This is a genomic window from Sporosarcina sp. ACRSM (genome assembly GCF_022346545.1).
Classification (GTDB): Bacteria; Bacillota; Bacilli; order Bacillales_A; family Planococcaceae; genus Sporosarcina.
In genome coordinates this window covers 25,913-40,843 of record NZ_JAKRNU010000003.1, presented here as the reverse complement: position 1 = coordinate 40,843, position 14,931 = coordinate 25,913, and the positions used below count along the sequence as shown (strand labels likewise).

General features: G+C 44.8%; 19 protein-coding genes. 5 read left to right on the top strand and 14 right to left on the bottom strand.

The features are described from left to right. Positions 1–51 precede the first annotated feature (51 nt). The 4 genes from MHZ95_RS05990 to MHZ95_RS05975 all read right to left on the bottom strand — a co-directional run bounded on the left by MHZ95_RS05990 (position 52) and on the right by MHZ95_RS05975 (position 4,297). Positions 52–1,146: an ABC transporter substrate-binding protein gene (locus tag MHZ95_RS05990; RefSeq protein ID WP_239389616.1), complete on the bottom strand. Its 1,095-nt coding sequence runs from the start codon at positions 1,144–1,146 to the stop codon at positions 52–54. A 13-nt stretch (positions 1,147–1,159) separates the two neighbouring features. Further along, positions 1,160–1,948: an ABC transporter ATP-binding protein gene (locus MHZ95_RS05985; RefSeq protein WP_239389615.1), complete on the bottom strand. Its 789-nt coding sequence runs from the start codon at positions 1,946–1,948 to the stop codon at positions 1,160–1,162. Positions 1,949–1,952: 4 nt separating this feature from the next. Beyond that, positions 1,953–2,774 carry an ABC transporter permease gene (locus MHZ95_RS05980; protein ID WP_239389614.1) on the bottom strand — a complete coding sequence of 274 codons (822 nt, stop codon included), beginning with the start codon at positions 2,772–2,774 and terminating at the stop codon, positions 1,953–1,955. 251 nt (positions 2,775–3,025) lie between these two features. Further along, positions 3,026–4,297: an acetyl-CoA hydrolase/transferase family protein gene (locus tag MHZ95_RS05975; RefSeq protein ID WP_239389613.1), complete on the bottom strand. Its 1,272-nt coding sequence runs from the start codon at positions 4,295–4,297 to the stop codon at positions 3,026–3,028. A 109-nt stretch (positions 4,298–4,406) separates the two neighbouring features. Here MHZ95_RS05975 and MHZ95_RS05970 point away from each other — a divergent pair, with 109 nt between their 5' ends. Then, a complete protein-coding gene (locus MHZ95_RS05970) occupies positions 4,407–5,117 on the top strand; it encodes a hypothetical protein (protein WP_239389612.1) in 711 nt (236 codons plus the stop codon). 9 nt (positions 5,118–5,126) lie between these two features. Here MHZ95_RS05970 and MHZ95_RS05965 read toward each other — a convergent pair whose 3' ends face one another. After that, positions 5,127–5,405 carry a hypothetical protein gene (locus MHZ95_RS05965; RefSeq protein ID WP_239389611.1) on the bottom strand — a complete coding sequence of 93 codons (279 nt, stop codon included), beginning with the start codon at positions 5,403–5,405 and terminating at the stop codon, positions 5,127–5,129. Positions 5,406–5,487: 82 nt separating this feature from the next. Between MHZ95_RS05965 and MHZ95_RS05960 the strand changes: the two genes are divergently transcribed. Beyond that, positions 5,488–5,817, top strand: a complete 330-nt coding sequence (locus MHZ95_RS05960; RefSeq protein WP_239389610.1) for a CHY zinc finger protein — start codon at positions 5,488–5,490, stop codon at positions 5,815–5,817. 45 nt (positions 5,818–5,862) lie between these two features. Here MHZ95_RS05960 and MHZ95_RS05955 read toward each other — a convergent pair whose 3' ends face one another. Together MHZ95_RS05955 and MHZ95_RS05950 are read right to left on the bottom strand one after the other, a co-directional pair. Continuing rightward, positions 5,863–6,951, bottom strand: coding sequence for an AI-2E family transporter (locus tag MHZ95_RS05955; protein ID WP_239389609.1), 1,089 nt, complete (start codon positions 6,949–6,951; stop codon positions 5,863–5,865). Between the two features lie 139 nt (positions 6,952–7,090). Then, complete coding sequence (locus tag MHZ95_RS05950; protein ID WP_239389608.1) at positions 7,091–7,939, bottom strand: VOC family protein; 849 nt, start codon at positions 7,937–7,939, stop codon at positions 7,091–7,093. Positions 7,940–8,045: 106 nt separating this feature from the next. On the opposite strand from MHZ95_RS05950, the gene MHZ95_RS05945 reads away from it, so the two are divergent. Then, complete coding sequence (locus MHZ95_RS05945; RefSeq protein ID WP_239389607.1) at positions 8,046–8,372, top strand: winged helix-turn-helix transcriptional regulator; 327 nt, start codon at positions 8,046–8,048, stop codon at positions 8,370–8,372. A gap of 413 nt (positions 8,373–8,785) precedes the next feature. On the opposite strand, the gene MHZ95_RS05940 is transcribed toward MHZ95_RS05945, so the two are convergent. The 6 genes from MHZ95_RS05940 to MHZ95_RS05915 all read right to left on the bottom strand — a co-directional run bounded on the left by MHZ95_RS05940 (position 8,786) and on the right by MHZ95_RS05915 (position 12,953). Beyond that, on the bottom strand, positions 8,786–9,118 hold the full coding sequence (locus MHZ95_RS05940) for an antibiotic biosynthesis monooxygenase (protein ID WP_239389606.1): 333 nt from the start codon (positions 9,116–9,118) through the stop codon (positions 8,786–8,788). Further along, positions 9,115–9,537 (bottom strand): ankyrin repeat domain-containing protein, encoded by a 423-nt coding sequence (locus MHZ95_RS05935; protein ID WP_239389605.1) that lies wholly within the window; start codon positions 9,535–9,537, stop codon positions 9,115–9,117. Before MHZ95_RS05935 ends, MHZ95_RS05940 begins: the two co-directional genes overlap by 4 nt. Then, positions 9,534–10,319 (bottom strand): ABC transporter ATP-binding protein, encoded by a 786-nt coding sequence (locus MHZ95_RS05930; RefSeq protein WP_239389604.1) that lies wholly within the window; start codon positions 10,317–10,319, stop codon positions 9,534–9,536. Before MHZ95_RS05930 ends, MHZ95_RS05935 begins: the two co-directional genes overlap by 4 nt. Next, positions 10,306–11,340 (bottom strand): FecCD family ABC transporter permease, encoded by a 1,035-nt coding sequence (locus tag MHZ95_RS05925; protein ID WP_239389603.1) that lies wholly within the window; start codon positions 11,338–11,340, stop codon positions 10,306–10,308. The genes MHZ95_RS05930 and MHZ95_RS05925 overlap by 14 nt, the downstream gene beginning before the upstream one ends. 1 nt (position 11,341) lies before the next feature. Continuing rightward, positions 11,342–12,295 carry an ABC transporter substrate-binding protein gene (locus MHZ95_RS05920; protein ID WP_239389602.1) on the bottom strand — a complete coding sequence of 318 codons (954 nt, stop codon included), beginning with the start codon at positions 12,293–12,295 and terminating at the stop codon, positions 11,342–11,344. Positions 12,296–12,617: 322 nt separating this feature from the next. Beyond that, the gene (locus tag MHZ95_RS05915) at positions 12,618–12,953 is read right to left on the bottom strand and encodes a L,D-transpeptidase (protein ID WP_239389601.1); all 336 of its coding nucleotides are present in this window, start codon (positions 12,951–12,953) and stop codon (positions 12,618–12,620) included. Positions 12,954–13,136: 183 nt separating this feature from the next. Here MHZ95_RS05915 and MHZ95_RS05910 point away from each other — a divergent pair, with 183 nt between their 5' ends. Both MHZ95_RS05910 and MHZ95_RS05905 read left to right on the top strand, forming a co-directional pair. Beyond that, entirely contained in the window at positions 13,137–13,283 is a 147-nt protein-coding gene (locus tag MHZ95_RS05910) for a hypothetical protein (protein WP_239389976.1), read from the top strand. Between the two features lie 139 nt (positions 13,284–13,422). Beyond that, positions 13,423–13,632 carry a hypothetical protein gene (locus MHZ95_RS05905; RefSeq protein WP_239389600.1) on the top strand — a complete coding sequence of 70 codons (210 nt, stop codon included), beginning with the start codon at positions 13,423–13,425 and terminating at the stop codon, positions 13,630–13,632. A gap of 437 nt (positions 13,633–14,069) precedes the next feature. On the opposite strand, the gene tatC is transcribed toward MHZ95_RS05905, so the two are convergent. After that, complete coding sequence (gene tatC / locus MHZ95_RS05900; RefSeq protein ID WP_239389599.1) at positions 14,070–14,927, bottom strand: twin-arginine translocase subunit TatC; 858 nt, start codon at positions 14,925–14,927, stop codon at positions 14,070–14,072. Between the last annotated feature and the right edge of the window lie 4 nt (positions 14,928–14,931).

Below are 14,931 nucleotides of genomic sequence, written 5' to 3'. Positions count from 1 at the left end.
GAAGAAAAAACAGCCGGTCGCTTCTTAAGCGACGGGCTGTTTTTCACTTATTCAGCGTTCATATTCCCCGATCGTTTCGACCGCTTTTTCTGTTATCGATGTATCGATCGCTTTATTTAAATCAACATCCCCACGGATAGCGCCATTCGCTTTGTACTGGTCATATTGCTTTTTGATATCGTCAATAAACATTTTGCCATCGGGATCCAGCCCTGTAACATGCACTTTCTCCCATAACTCTGGATCTTTCAGTGCCGTGTGCTGCACCATGATGTCGATCACTTCATCCTTCCCGATCCCTTTAATGAAGGCATCGTTGTAATCCCTAACGCCTTTCAAGTAAGCGGACATGAAGCGAAGCGAAATATCCTGTTCTTCTGACATGAATTGAGGAGAACCGAGCACCATTGCAATTTGCGATTCAGGCGCATAGTCGGTCGCATCCTTGAAACGGACATGGAACCCTTTATCGACCCCTTGTGCAATAAGCGGCTCGATATTGAGCGCTGCATCAATCGTTCCGGCGTCAATCGCGCCGAGCATGCTGCCAAAGTCGGCCATCAGCACAAACTCGACATCCTCTTCTGTCAAGCCGGCATGTTTAAGCATTTCTTGATAAATATAACCGTCTATCGAATTACGTGAGGAAACCGCAATTTTCTTCCCTGCAAAATCCGGGTAATCCTTTATCTCATCGACCATATGATTGCCGATCACGAATGTGAAATACGATTTACCGGGTACATTATGCCCTTTATCCGCAATAATTTTGACATCAATCCCTTGTGCAATTGCGTTGAAAAACGAGGCAGTAGAAACACCGCCGGCAATGTCCACTTCCCCTGCCGCTAATGCCGGTAGCATATCATCGCTGTTCGCAAAGTCGGCAAATGAAACCTCAATATTATAGTCTTCAAAATACCCTTTTTCCTTTGCGATGTAAAAACCGGCACCAGATGCCGCCCCATCCTCTGCAATGACCACTTTTGCCCGCTTTTCAAGTGGCGCTAAATCACCGGATGGATAATCTCCTGGTGTTTCACCAACAGGGGCCGGTTTCCCAGTCTCTTTCGGCGAGCAAGCCCCTATACTTAACGTCAATGCAATAAGCGCCACCAACCATCCGCTCTTTACCCACTTTGCCATCGCACTTCCCCTTTCACTCGTCTTCCAACCGTGATCGTTGCACTTCCTCTTGCAAATGCTGCCATATTTCAATAAATTTTCCCGCCATCACTGGATTTTCCCGGATATCTTCCATTTTTCGCGGTCGTGGCAAATCAATCGTAATTTCCCTAACAATCTTTCCAGGTTGCGAACTCATGAGTAAAATTCGATCGCTCAACAATAGCGCTTCATCGATACTATGTGTGATGAAGAGCACGGTTTTTCCTGTTTCCGCCCAGATGGACAACAACTCTTCCTGCAGAATGAAAGTATTCTGTTCATCGAGCGCAGCAAACGGCTCATCCATCAGCAATATTTCGGGGTCATTGGCAAATGCCCGTGCAATACTCACCCGCTGCTTCATCCCTCCCGATAATTCTTTCGGATAAAGGGAAGCAAACTTTTCCAACCCTGTCTTCTTTAAATAATAGTCGGTCCGCTCTTTTACGACGTTTCTCGGCATATGTCGCATTTTCAGTCCGAATGCGACGTTTTCCTCTACCGTCAGCCATGGAATGATGCCTCTTTCTTGAAACACCATGGACTGATGGGGACGTTCTTCCCCTGTGGTTTCGATGGTGAAATCACCGACACTCGGATGTTCCAAGCCCGCCAGTATCCGTAACAATGTCGTTTTTCCACAGCCACTCGGTCCGACAATGCAAACAAACTCTCCATCCGCAATGGTCAAATTAATGTCTTCGAGAGCTGCCACACTCCCCTGCTTTTTATAAAATGCTTTTGTCAAACTATGGATGGCAATTTTCGTTTGTCTGCTCATGTGCTCACCTCCACGGTAACAACTTTTTCTGGATTCCCCGTAACACCACCGAGAACAAATAGCCGAAAAATGAAATGAGAATGAGCCCGACGTACATCTCTTGCAGGAGGAAAGCTTTATACGAAGTCCAAATCAGATACCCGATTCCTGACGTCGCCCCCATCATTTCGGCTGCAACAATCGTCAGAAGCGCAATCGCCTGCCCCATCTGAATCCCTTCTAGCATGACCGGCAATGCTCCCGGCAAAGCGATTTTCCAAAAGAAATCCCACTTGCCTGCCCCGTAGTTTTTCGCGACGTCCAAATAGATCGAATCGATATTGATGACACCTGCCGCAGTATTGATGACAACTGGAAAAAAGACACTGCCCGCAATCGTCACCACTTTCGACAAATCCCCGATGCCAAATAAAATAATAATAATCGGCAACAAAGCAAGCGTTGGAATAGGCATTAACGCCATGACAATCGGCGACACAAAATGGCGGATGGGCGAGTACAAACCCATCAGGAGACCGATGATGACTCCCGGTATGACGCCAAGAAGGAAGCCCGCAAAAATCCGATACAAAGAAACACCGATATGGCTGGCCATTTCACCACTGGAAATCATCCCGAAAAACGTGCCAACAATGGCGGATGGTGGCGGAAAGAAACGAATATCAAGCGCTCCCGTCCTCGACATGAACTCCCATAATAAGAGTAGAAATACCGGGGAAGCGATCGTCAATAACTGTTTAAGTCGTTCCTTCGTTTGCCGCTGTTTCCATTCACGTTGTTCGATTTCAAATGGATCATGTCGGATAGCCCTCTCATCTTTTTTCAACGTTCACCACCTCTTCATACAAATAATATGTTTCTGCCTAGTAAAGTGTGTTGGGCGGGCGCCTTCCTGATTTGATTGCACTCAAAGGGTGGTTGATTGCACTCGGAAGCGATTTGATTGCAGATATCCATGTTTTGATTGCACTCACACAGTGTTTGATTACAACTCAGGACCTTTGACTCATCACCTTTCCAATTAATCCAAAGCAAAAATCCATAGAGCGTACTGACTCCATGGATTTCATCTCTTACTTATATCAGCAGCCCATTTTTCTTCGCATCAAACAACAATTCTTCGCGGAATGCCGGATGAGCGATGGCGATGAGTGCTTTTGCCCGTTCGGATAGCGATTTGCCGTAAAGATGGGCGATTCCGTATTCCGTTACGATATGATCTACATCATTTTTCGAAGTTGTAACGACCGAACCCGGCGTTAATTGCAACTGAATGCGTGAGATCGTGTCGTTTTTTGCTGTCGAATAAAGACAGATGAACCCTCTTCCGTGCTTCGCAAAACGGACGCCCCTTGCGAAGTCGGCTTGTCCGCCTGTTGACGAATAATAACATCCACCAATCGTTTCAGACGCACATTGCCCGTAAAGATCCACTTCGGTGGTGGCATTGATCGATACGAGCTGTTCTTCTTTAGCGATTTCACGCGGATCATTCACGACACTGACCGGTAGGAATTCAACTGATGGATTTTCATGAAGGAAATCATAAAGCCGTTGTGTCCCAAATGCAAATGTTGTGACGATTTTCCCTTTATTCGTAAACTTCCGGGTTCCATCGACTGCGCTGCTAGCGACGAGATCGACTACTCCGTCTGTCAGCATCTCCGTATGTATCCCAAGATGACGATGGTCTTTCAACATGCCCATGACGGCATTCGGAACAGCTCCGATCCCAATTTGCAGCGTATCTCCATCGTTAATTTCTTCAATAATCCGTTTAGCTATTTTAATGTCCTTTTCCCCAATCTTAGGCTGTTCTATCTCGGTCAAAGGCACATTATTTTCAATGTAACCAGCAATTTGGCTAATATGGATCTGGTTTTGTCCGTACGTTCTCGGCATCTGATCATTCACTTCCAAGACGAACGGGACATGCCCAATGAATTCCGCTATATAATCTGCTTGTGTTCCCAACGAAAAATAGCCGTGCGCATCCATCGGAGAAGCTGTCGCCATAATCAATGACATGTTAGTCGTTTTCTGCAAGATGCGCGGCACTTCATGGAACACGTTCGGAACCAATTCGATTGTCCCTTTCTGATACGCCCTGCGCGTCGCTCCGCTTAAAAAATAAGAAACATGCGACAGATGTCCGTTTGTTTCGCCTAACATATAGCCCCGCTCCCGCAATGCGAGCAGCTGATGAATTTTCACATTCCGTAATCTTGTATGATTCTCTTCTAATATATCCAGTAATTTATGGGGTTCTCCGTTCGCAATCGGAAGAATAATATCCGCTTCCTCTTCAATCAAATCAATAATTGCATCTACATCCAATCGCTTACTCACGCTGTTCAAAAGCCTCCCTAAAAAAAGTTCCCCTACCACCCTTAGTCTATATCAAATTAAAACCTCCCTCAACCTAGTCGTTTTCAGAATAGAGTGATACAATCAAAGCATGAAAAACTTAACGGCGGATCAAATTAGACAGCTGAATATGTATAGCATTTATACCGAACAGCCTGAACGACCATTGTTCACCTTACAGTCCCTTCTGGACCCCAAACAAACGGAACATGTATTGACCACTGTCCAGGCCATTAGCGATAGCCCGAACCGGACCGTTGCAGCCTCCTATTTTATGCGCCGCCTCGGGATGTTCATCGCCATGCAGTTCTCCAATTTAGCGATGTATGATGAAATTTGGAATGGGCAGCATAACCGGCTTGTTTTTGGCGCAAAAGAGGAATATGGAAAGTTAGCGGTCAGCATGTTTGCTGTTGAAGAAGATTGGCGTACTGTAGATGATGAGGAACGTCGGGATGTCTTCAGGCGCATTTTAGTTGAGGTATGCGGGGCTGTGATTCAACAAATTCGCACTGTCGCCTCCATTTCCCCTTTGACGTTGTGGGAAAATATCTTCGGCTTTCTACTCTGGCAATACCATGTACTGCTTGCCAATCCGGCAACGGAATACGAAGCTCGCGCTGATTTGGACATGTTAAAGGACGATGCGTTGTGGAATGGCATCGCCCCAAGTTCTTTATTCGCTACTTATCTTAAAGGAAATGAACCTTCCGCACTTCTGAATACCAAAGTCCGAACGACATGCTGCTTCTCGAAGGATGTACCCGGACTTATTCAATGCGGATTCTGCCCACTTCGATAAGTTGCCCATTCAACCTTGACGATAAGCGACAAATGAATTTCTTAATGAATAAATCAAACCGATGGCAGCTCCACCATAGAAAAAGCCCATGAAAATTCCTGCCGACAAATTCCCCGGATGGCTGATGAAAATGGAAATCAGCAAACCGAGGACCGTAGCAACGGTTGAAATCCAAGCCGTTGACAGTTTAAAAAATGCTTTCATAATAACTATAACCATAAGAATGACCGGAATCGCCCAAATGGCATCCCAAATGTTCGTATGGATAATCGGAAATTCAGTCAACATCGTATCAGTCCTTTTTACTGTAAGAATGCCCTGTATCCGACTCTCCATACGTCCACTAGCTGATTTTCAAGGAGGAAACCGTATGCTCATCAAAGGACAAGTCGTAGAAGGTTGCAAAATTGATGAAGAAACACGCTGTGCACATTATCACAAGGAAATCGACCGCATTGCGATCAAGTTTTATTGTTGCGATACATACTTTCCATGCTACGAATGCCATGCTGCAAAAGGCTGTGGCCATCCCGCCGTCTGGCCAAAAGAGGAATTTAATGCAAAAGCCATTCTATGCGGAGCATGTGGACATGAACTGACCATCGAGGAGTACTTGGATTGTAAATCGGAATGCCCTATATGCACTGCCGCTTTCAACCCCGGGTGTAACCTGCATCGACATCTCTATTTTCAAATATGAAAAGAAGCACATTCCATTTGGAGCGTGCTTCTTTTCTGTTGCAGGCTATACATTTTTTGTCGCGGCAAGTTTAATTTCCTTACGTCTATCATAGATATTTTTCACGATGACTTTCCCGACTGCGTAGGCTGGAATCGAAAGGAGAATGCCAAGGAAACCAGCAATATTTCCGGCTGCTAAAATAACCGTGATGACCGTGAGTGGGTGGATGTCGAGCGTTTTCCCCATAACATTTGGTGTGATCAAGTTGCTATCCGTTTGCTGTGCAACAAGCGTGACCAAACTGACCCAAATGACCATTTGCGGATCTTGCAGAAACCCGATAATGAGAGCAGGTGTAAACGCAATCCACGGACCGATGAACGGAATAACATTCATGAAAAAAGCAAAAATGACAAGCAATAACGCATAATCTAGACCAATGATCCAATAACCAAGTAACATGATAAGCGCTAGAAGAAAGCTGATCAGAAGCTGCCCTTGGATATATGTTCGCAACACTGTATTGATATCTTTCAATGTTTTCTTAACCCATTCTTGCTGTTTACCCGAAAAGAAATTGTAGATAAATGGCGCAAACTTCTCATGATCTTTCAGCAAAAATATGAAGAAAAATGGAACAAGAATAAGGGTGAATGCTGTTTGGAAAACGGATTGGAAAAATTGAACGACTAGTTTTCCGAATACAACGGCAATCGTTTGGATATAGTTGACAGCCTTGTCAATCCACTCATTTATTTGCGGTGGAAAGTCCTCGCGATGTTGCAATACATCGATAAGATTTTCGGTTTGAACGGTAACCTCTTTTGCTATGAATGGTGCATGTTTGACCAATTTATCCACTTGATTCACGACTGGCGGACCAATAATTGAAATGAAAATCCAGATAACCGCCGCCACACTGATGAGTATTGCCAAAATACTTCCCCAACGTGGCACTTTACGCTTTTCTAAAAAACGTTGCAAGGGCTCCGTTACATAAAAAAGGACTGCACCAAGTAACAACGGTACGAAAATTGTTTTTGCAATGATAAGAAGAGGTGCAAATATCCCTTTGATTTCCATAAAATATTTCAAAATCAGCAAAGCAAGTAAAATTCCAACACCTGCTTGAAACCATAATTTTTTCGTCATCTATTTCACTTCCTTTTCGGCATAATATCTCGATAGTATTAAGTATACGCTTTTATACGGATGGCGTCGAAAGAAGTTTCAATCTATTTGGACACAGTTACAACAAAAAAGCTGCCAAAGCACGGCAGCTTTTTCATGATCAGTTTCCGACACGAAGGACAATGCGGTTACCAGAAGGATCTTCTATTAAGTTTTCATTTCCAAGTGATTCCACTTCCACACCAAGTGCTTCGACTTTTGCGAGAGCTTCTTTCAACACGCTTTCCGTCGGATAGATGAGTGTAAACGATCGGAGACCAGCACTGTCTTCCGAAGGACGTGGTGCGCCGACACCGTTCCATGTATTCAGTCCGAGATGGTGATGATACTTACCGTTCGACATGAATAAGGCTTGTGGATAGGTCGTTACCACTTCGAAACCAAGTGCATTATAGAACGTTTTCGTTTCAGGCAAATGTGCAACATGCAAATGGACATGCCCCATGACAGTTCCTGCAGGGAGTCCATCCCATACACGTCCCGCGCTTTCTGCGATAATGCTTTCCCCATCGAGCGGGTCCGTACTCATCGCTACTTTCCCATCCTCCCAATGCCAAACGCTCGGATCACGGTCTATATAAACTTCAATGCCATTACCATCAGGATCTGACAAATAGAGCGCTTCGCTCACCAGGTGATCCGATGCCCCGAGACGTACGTTATGTTGGATGAAATGTTTAATGATGGCCCCTAAATCCGCTCTCTCCGGCAATAATAATGCAAAATGGTAAAGCCCGGAACGATGCGGCTCTTTCGGTGTAACATTTTCGGGTTGTTCAAGAATGAGCAACGGAGTCTTTCCATCAGCTGTTAACACCGCTTTATTCGCTTCCTCTTCCAGCACTTTAAATCCAATCACTTCTTTATAATAATTCACGGATTTCTCCAAGTCAGTCACGTTCAGATGCACTTCGCCTGTATAAATAAGGGGTTCTTTATGAAAATTCATTTCTGTTCCTCCAATTTTATTATATATAGTTAATTACTTTATGTAACTAACTTTATATGCTATAATAACTTTTGTCAACAATTATGAAAGGAGTCATCAGACAGCTATGAATGAATTTGAACTTTGTCCCCGTTTTGAGAAAGCCGTGTCGATTCTCAGCCAGCGTTGGACCGCGCTCATTCTCTATCAATTGATGGCAGGTCCGCAACGCTTCTGTACGATGACCGACAAGCTCGGTGTCAGCGGGAAAACATTGTCGGAAAGGTTAAAAGACTTAGAGCAGCAAGATTTTGTCGTCCGCAATGTCTATCCGGAAACACCAGTCCGCATTGAATATTCCCTAACAGAAAAAGGGATGGCACTTACACCGATTATGCAAGAAATTGAAAATTGGTCGAAAACATGGATTGAGCCAATTGCTGTGGAAGAATAAAAAGAGTGTCTAGAAATTCAGCGAACACTGACTTTCTAGACACCCCCTGTTATATTAACTTAATTCAGCAGAATTCCCCCACTTCTATAAGCAACGGGATGAATGTTAGACATTCATTCAATTCAGTGAGGATTCAAGCCCCGGCTGATTTGAGGAACTCAAGCTAAAGTCGCCGCGTCCTGCGGCAACGCCTGAGTGACCAACATCCTGTTGGCCCAAAGCCTCCGGCGGATGTCACGGATTTTGAAAGGAGTTAATTGCTAATCGAACGGCGAAGGGTTCGATTTGCCGTATTTCTGCGTTCTTTGCAGAAATTAAGGCACCAGCCATTAGATAGCGCAATTCAAAATCCGGACGTAATTACGCCAAGGCGTAATTGATTTGTCGAGAGAACTCTAATTATTATTTCTTTCTCAAACTTCCTGTGCAGCCGGCTTATGCTGGATAGCCACTTCAAATGTGGTCAGTTCAGATCCTAAAATTGGGCTATCTTCTGGCTTTTGCTCACTTTTTTGTGCATGCGCTTTTTGGGATGCCCGGCTTTCTAGCCATTTTTCAAAAAACGAGTGGTCTTCCCAAGTTGTACATACTTTTATCTCATCATAGTCAGGGCTATTTTCTTTTTTCAGCACCTCCATAAGAATGAAACCCTCAAACGTGTGAACGGATTTCGGTGTTTGGAAACGAGCAAGTATTTCATCAACTCTTCCCTTTTGAATACGTATTGTGTTTACTGCAGTCATCATCCTACAACTTCCTCCTTTTGAATGAATGTTTCTAAAAATTCATAGACAGGTCTTGACAGTTCGCCACCCATTTGCGCATGACGAATGAGCGGAATGCCGTGCGGTCCCTTCGCGTTGACAACAGTCGGTTGCAAGGTAACCATCGCGCGTACCAGCTCCAGTTCGCCTAGCATGGCCGCCGCAAAAATATCCATACGAGCCCCTTGCTCGAGCAACCATTCTGCAATCGCACGATTCCCGGTATGCGCTGCCGCTCCAATTCCACTTTCCCAATCATCGCCTCCCCAATTGATAACAGCATGGAGGAGTGCCGGCTCTATCGCCAGCAGTTTCTTCACCTCTTCCAAGTTTCCATGTGCTGCAATGATAAATGCTTTGACCAATTCATAATCCAATGGCTCTCTTAGCTCTTTTTTCATGCGTACACTTCCTTTCTTGACCTTATTGGAGTGAAAAATGGCGTCCCATTTTCTTCGTGAATATCCGCATCGATTTCAAAAATGGACTGAAACATTTCCTGGCATAGCACGCATTGCGGTATGCCGTCATATTGGATTTTCCCACGCTTTAACACAATTAATCGATCGCTATAACGGGCTGCCTGGTTAATATCATGTAGCACCATGACAACGGTCATGCCAAAATGCGCATTCAGCTCTTTGACGAGTTCCATCACATCCAATTGATGGGATATATCCAGAAAAGTGGTCGGTTCATCGAGCAATAATATCTTGGGCCGTTGAGCAACCGCCATGGCAATCCACGCCCGTTGCCTTTCCCCACCAGAAAGCGATTGTAACATCCGATTTTTAAATGGCATGAGTCTCGTCACTTCCATCGCCCAGTGAACAATCTCTTCATCCTCTTTTGTTAATTTGCCATATGCACCGCGGTGGGGGTATCTTCCGAATTCAACCAGTTCTCCTACCGTCAAATCAAGTTGATAATCTTGCATTTGAGGCAGCATCGCTAGCTTCTTCGCCACTTCTATGCTTTTCATTGTGCGGATCATTTCACCGTCCAAGATGATTTCCCCACTTTTCGGGGTAATCAAGCGTGAAATCAAACGAAGAAAAGTGGACTTACCCGACCCATTCGGTCCAATCAGGCTGACAATCTCCCCTTCCTGAATATGTAATTCGATTGCATCCAGTTGAAAGGAAGAAGAATGTTCAAAAGACACATCCTTAGTGAGAAGCAAGTGAATCCCTCCTTCTTTGGATCATATATAAGAAAAACGGTCCGCCCAAAAATGACAGTAAAATCCCTACCGGCAACTCGATCGGATCGAAAGCACTCCGGGCCACCGTATCGGCCAGCACAACAAGCAACCCTCCGCCAAGTGCAGAAGCGGGCAATAAATAACGGTAGTCGCCGCCGAGCATGATTCTCAAAATATGAGGCACCACCAGTCCGACAAATCCGATCAAACCAGCTACGCTCACTGCAATCCCGGCAAGCAATGTACTTAATACGATGAGAAAGAACCGACTCCTCTCCACGTTATGCCCCAATAGTTTTGCCACTTCATCACCTAGTCTCAAGATGCGGATATGCCTGATGGCGAACAGAGACAACACAAGCGCTACAATCGCATAATAAATGATCATTTCAAATTGAATCCACCCAACACCAGCAATTCCACCTGCTAACCAAGGGAGGACGGCTTGAACACGATCACTGTACAGAAGCATCAAGGCACTCATAAATGCACCGATCACAGCATTGATGGCCACCCCGACTAAAATGATTCGAACCGGTGAAGTCCCTCCTTTCCACGATAATGTGTAGATGACAAGTGCAGTGACGAGTGCCCCCAAGAAGGCGGCTAAAGGTAAAAACATAATATAGGCTGGAAATATGATCATAATGGTAGTTGCCGCAAGCCCAGCCCCTGAAGATACACCGATAATCCCTGGATCGGCTAATGGATTCTTCATGACGCCTTGTAAGATGGCACCTGATACAGCGAGACACATGCCAACAATCATGCCGATTAACACGCGTGGAAAACGAAGTTCCCATACGATTCTTCTTGAAAGTGAGTCTTCAGCGTGCACAAGCCCGCTCCACACTTCACTTAGCTGAAAAGAAACAGGTCCAATCATTAAACTGACCGTACAGGCAAGTACAAGAAGGACACTGAAAGAAGCAAGGACAATCGTTCTTTTTTTGGCCAATGGATGTGTGTTCTTCGCTACTTGGACCTCTACTGCTTCCATATCACTTAACCGCCGCCAGATTTTCAATCATCACATCAAGCGCATCCGTCACTTTTGTACCCGGATTTGTACCGAATAGATGAGATGGTAACACAACGACATTGCCATTTTTCACCGCATCAAGGTTTTTCCAAGCAGCATTTTTCTCCATTTCACCTTCAAATGCTTCTTTTACTGCTTCCGGATCGCCATGCGTAATGAGCATCACGACTTCGGGATTTCTTTCAATAATCTTTTCTACACTTAAGCTTGCATATTGTGGATAGCTTTCTTCTTGTGGGAAATCAGATGCAATATTTTCGCCGCCCGCTTTTTCCAGTAAATCGCCCGAAAGTGAATTCGGCAGAGCCGCTAAATATGTACCCGGAGCACCATAGACTAATAGTGTTTTCACTGGATCTGTTTCAGCCTTTTCAACTCCGTTCACTTTCTCAGTAATCGATTGATTGATCGTCTCGGCTTCTGATTCTTTTTGGAACAGTTGTCCGAATAATTGAATCGTCTCTTGAATATCCGCGATGGAATTCGCTTTCGTGTAGACGACTTTTGTCCCTTGTCTTTCTACGTTTTGCGCATGTTGTTTAAAACTCATAGAGGCGGCTAATACGGATGGATGAACTTCCGCTATCTTTTCAAAGTTCGGCTGATGAGGATTGCCGATTTCCGTAATCCCTTCAACCTCTTTGGCAACAGGCCCACTCGAAGTCGGACGCCCTGTTACATTCGCACCTAAAGCGAGTAAAATATCTAAATCCCCCGAATTCAATACGGCAATGGATTCGGGAATTTCTTCAAACACAACGGTTTCTCCCGTCGCATCTTTCACTTCGATGGCGGTAGAATCCTCTACTTTCGGTGTTTCTTCCGTCGCTTCCGCTTTATCTTTCTCTGAACCGCATGCCGCCAAAACAAACAGCAACAATACAGATAGTAAAAACAGTGACACTTTCCTCATTTCCCCGACTCCTATCCATGATTGATAATGATTCTCATTATAGTGATAACGATTCTCATTGTCAATTAATAGTTTGTAAATCAATCACGCCTCAGCGTGATTGCGTCTAGATTTTGAATTGCGCTTGCGCAATTGACTCCTTTCAAAATCTATGACATCCGCCGGAGGCTTTATTTTCATTCAGCAGGCGTTTGAACACCCTCTAAACAGGGGAACAAAACCGCATTCATTTCACTAACTACAGAGGTGGGAGTCTTTTGCTGAATGAAAATAAAAAAATCAGTTAAAGAAATTCCTTCAACTGATTTTTTATTTGAATCCTTTATTTATGAATCTGGACAGTTGTTCCAATCGGAACCTTCGACGCCAACTCCAAGACGTCTTTGTTGCGCATCCGGATACATCCGTGTGACACACTTCTTCCGATCGAAGCAGGATTATTCGTGCCGTGTATGCCATAGTGCGGCTTGGATAACCCCATCCAAAAAGCTCCAAAAGGTCCGCCCGGATTGCGCTGTTTATTGATGAGCCGGTACGTTCCTATCGGCGTCGCCGTCACCATCCTTCCAACCGCAATCGGATACGTTTTGACCAAGCGATGTCCATCGTACAATTTCAACTGATGCTTCTGTGTGGCTATATCGATCCATAACGCCATCTAATCCGCTCCCATACCAAATAGTTCTAGTTGCTGTATACTATGAAGGAGAAATGACGACGACCACTTACCGTTATATTTTCTCTGCCAATATTTCAAAATACATATTTAACCCGTTTAGTCTTTCTCAAATCGGGCATAGTAAGGTGAACCAAAATTTCAATGAGCGAGGAGATGTTGTTCTTGATGAACAAAATGGCCATGGCAGCACTTGGACTCGGCGCGGCGTATCTCATGCGAAATAAAAATGCTAGGGACAAACTGATGAAGCAGGTTGAATCGCTCACGGGTTCATTTACCGCGAAAAACGCAACACAGAACAACTCGTAACACGACCGAAAAGTCGGCATCCTGCTAAAGTGATGCCGACTTTTTGGCGAAGATTAACCTCAATGTATCTTCTTGTTTATCTTCAAGCAAACCGGGAAAACAATGGTTAAGCGAATACAATAAACGAGGAGGAAAAACATTGAATAAAAACAAAATGGCATTAACCGCACTTGGACTCGGAGCCGCCTATTTAATGCGTAACAAAGATGCTAGAGGCAAGTTAGCAAAGCAGTTCGATAATTTTGCAGGAACCCCTATGCGTGGGCAGAAATCAGATACTCATTCGGAAACTCGCTCCCCCCAGTCTACGGGACGGAAAAAAGGTCTTCTGCAAAATATTTTAGGCTGAAAAAAGCTGACGCCCTCCTCGGGTTGTCAGCTTTTTTAGTTTAATCTATCAATTACGCCTCGGCGTAATTGCGTCCAGATTTTGAATTGAGCAAGGCTCAATTAACTCCTTTCAAAATCTGTGCCATCCGCCGGAGGCTTGGGCCAACAGGACGTTGGTCACTCAGGCGTTGCCAATCAAACAGCGAAGGGTTTGATTGGCCGTATTTCTGCGCTTTTTGCAGAAATTAAGGCACTTTCAGGACGCGGCGACCTTAGCCTGAGTTCCTCTAATCAGCAAATCTTTTTGTACTGAAAGCGAAGCGTCAGCTACAGGGAGTTTGGACTCCCTCTGATTGAAATGCATTCTGGCATTCATCCCGCCACTTATGGAAGTGGGGGACTTCTGCTGAATCAAGTTATAGATTTCCGGAACCTCTAACAAAGAGGTCTCCAGCTTTATTCTGTAACAGCATTCCGCCGCTCTGCATACAGGACGATATAGATACTCGCTTCATACAACAAGGCCATCGGAATAAGCACAATCAGCTGGCTGACAAAATCCGGCGGCGTGATCAACGCTGAAATGATGGCAATCGCAAGATACGACCATTTCCGCACTTTGCGCATGGATTCTGCCGTAAGCAAGCCGATTGTCGCTAAGAACAATGTAACGATCGGCAACTCGAACAAGATCCCGATCGGCATCGTTGTCATCAGTAGAAATCGGATATATTCCTGTGCCGATACCATTACATTGAAATTGACAGCACCCAGTGAAATGAGAAAATGATAACTGAGCGGATTGACGACAAAATAACCAAAGGCAACACCGATGAGAAAAAGCAGCAACATCACAGGTGAATAAAGACTGAGAAATTTACTTTCCCGTTCATTTAATCCCGGTTTGACAAATTGCCACAGAAAATGGCAAAGAAACGGCAAGGAGAACCCAAGTGCTAGCGCCATGGAAATCGACATATAAAACTTCACGACTTCCAATGGTCCGAGAATGACGAGCTCATGGCCCCGGGTAATGTAAGGGAACCAAAAATTGATGGTCGAGAAAACGACGATAAAGAAGAGCAGGAAAGCAGCCGCACCTTTAACAAGCTGCTTTCGTAGATCTGTCAGATGTTCGACAAGTGTCGGATTCGTCTCCAACTCCTGTTCCTGCTCTGTTTGTTCTTCTTGCGCCTCCAACACTGTGTTGGTACTTTCCACAACTTCAATCTCCGCTTCAACTGCCTGTTCCACCATCTGTGCTTTATCGAGCGGACTTAGAATTTTACGATTCTGATCTCCGTATGGATCCATCCTA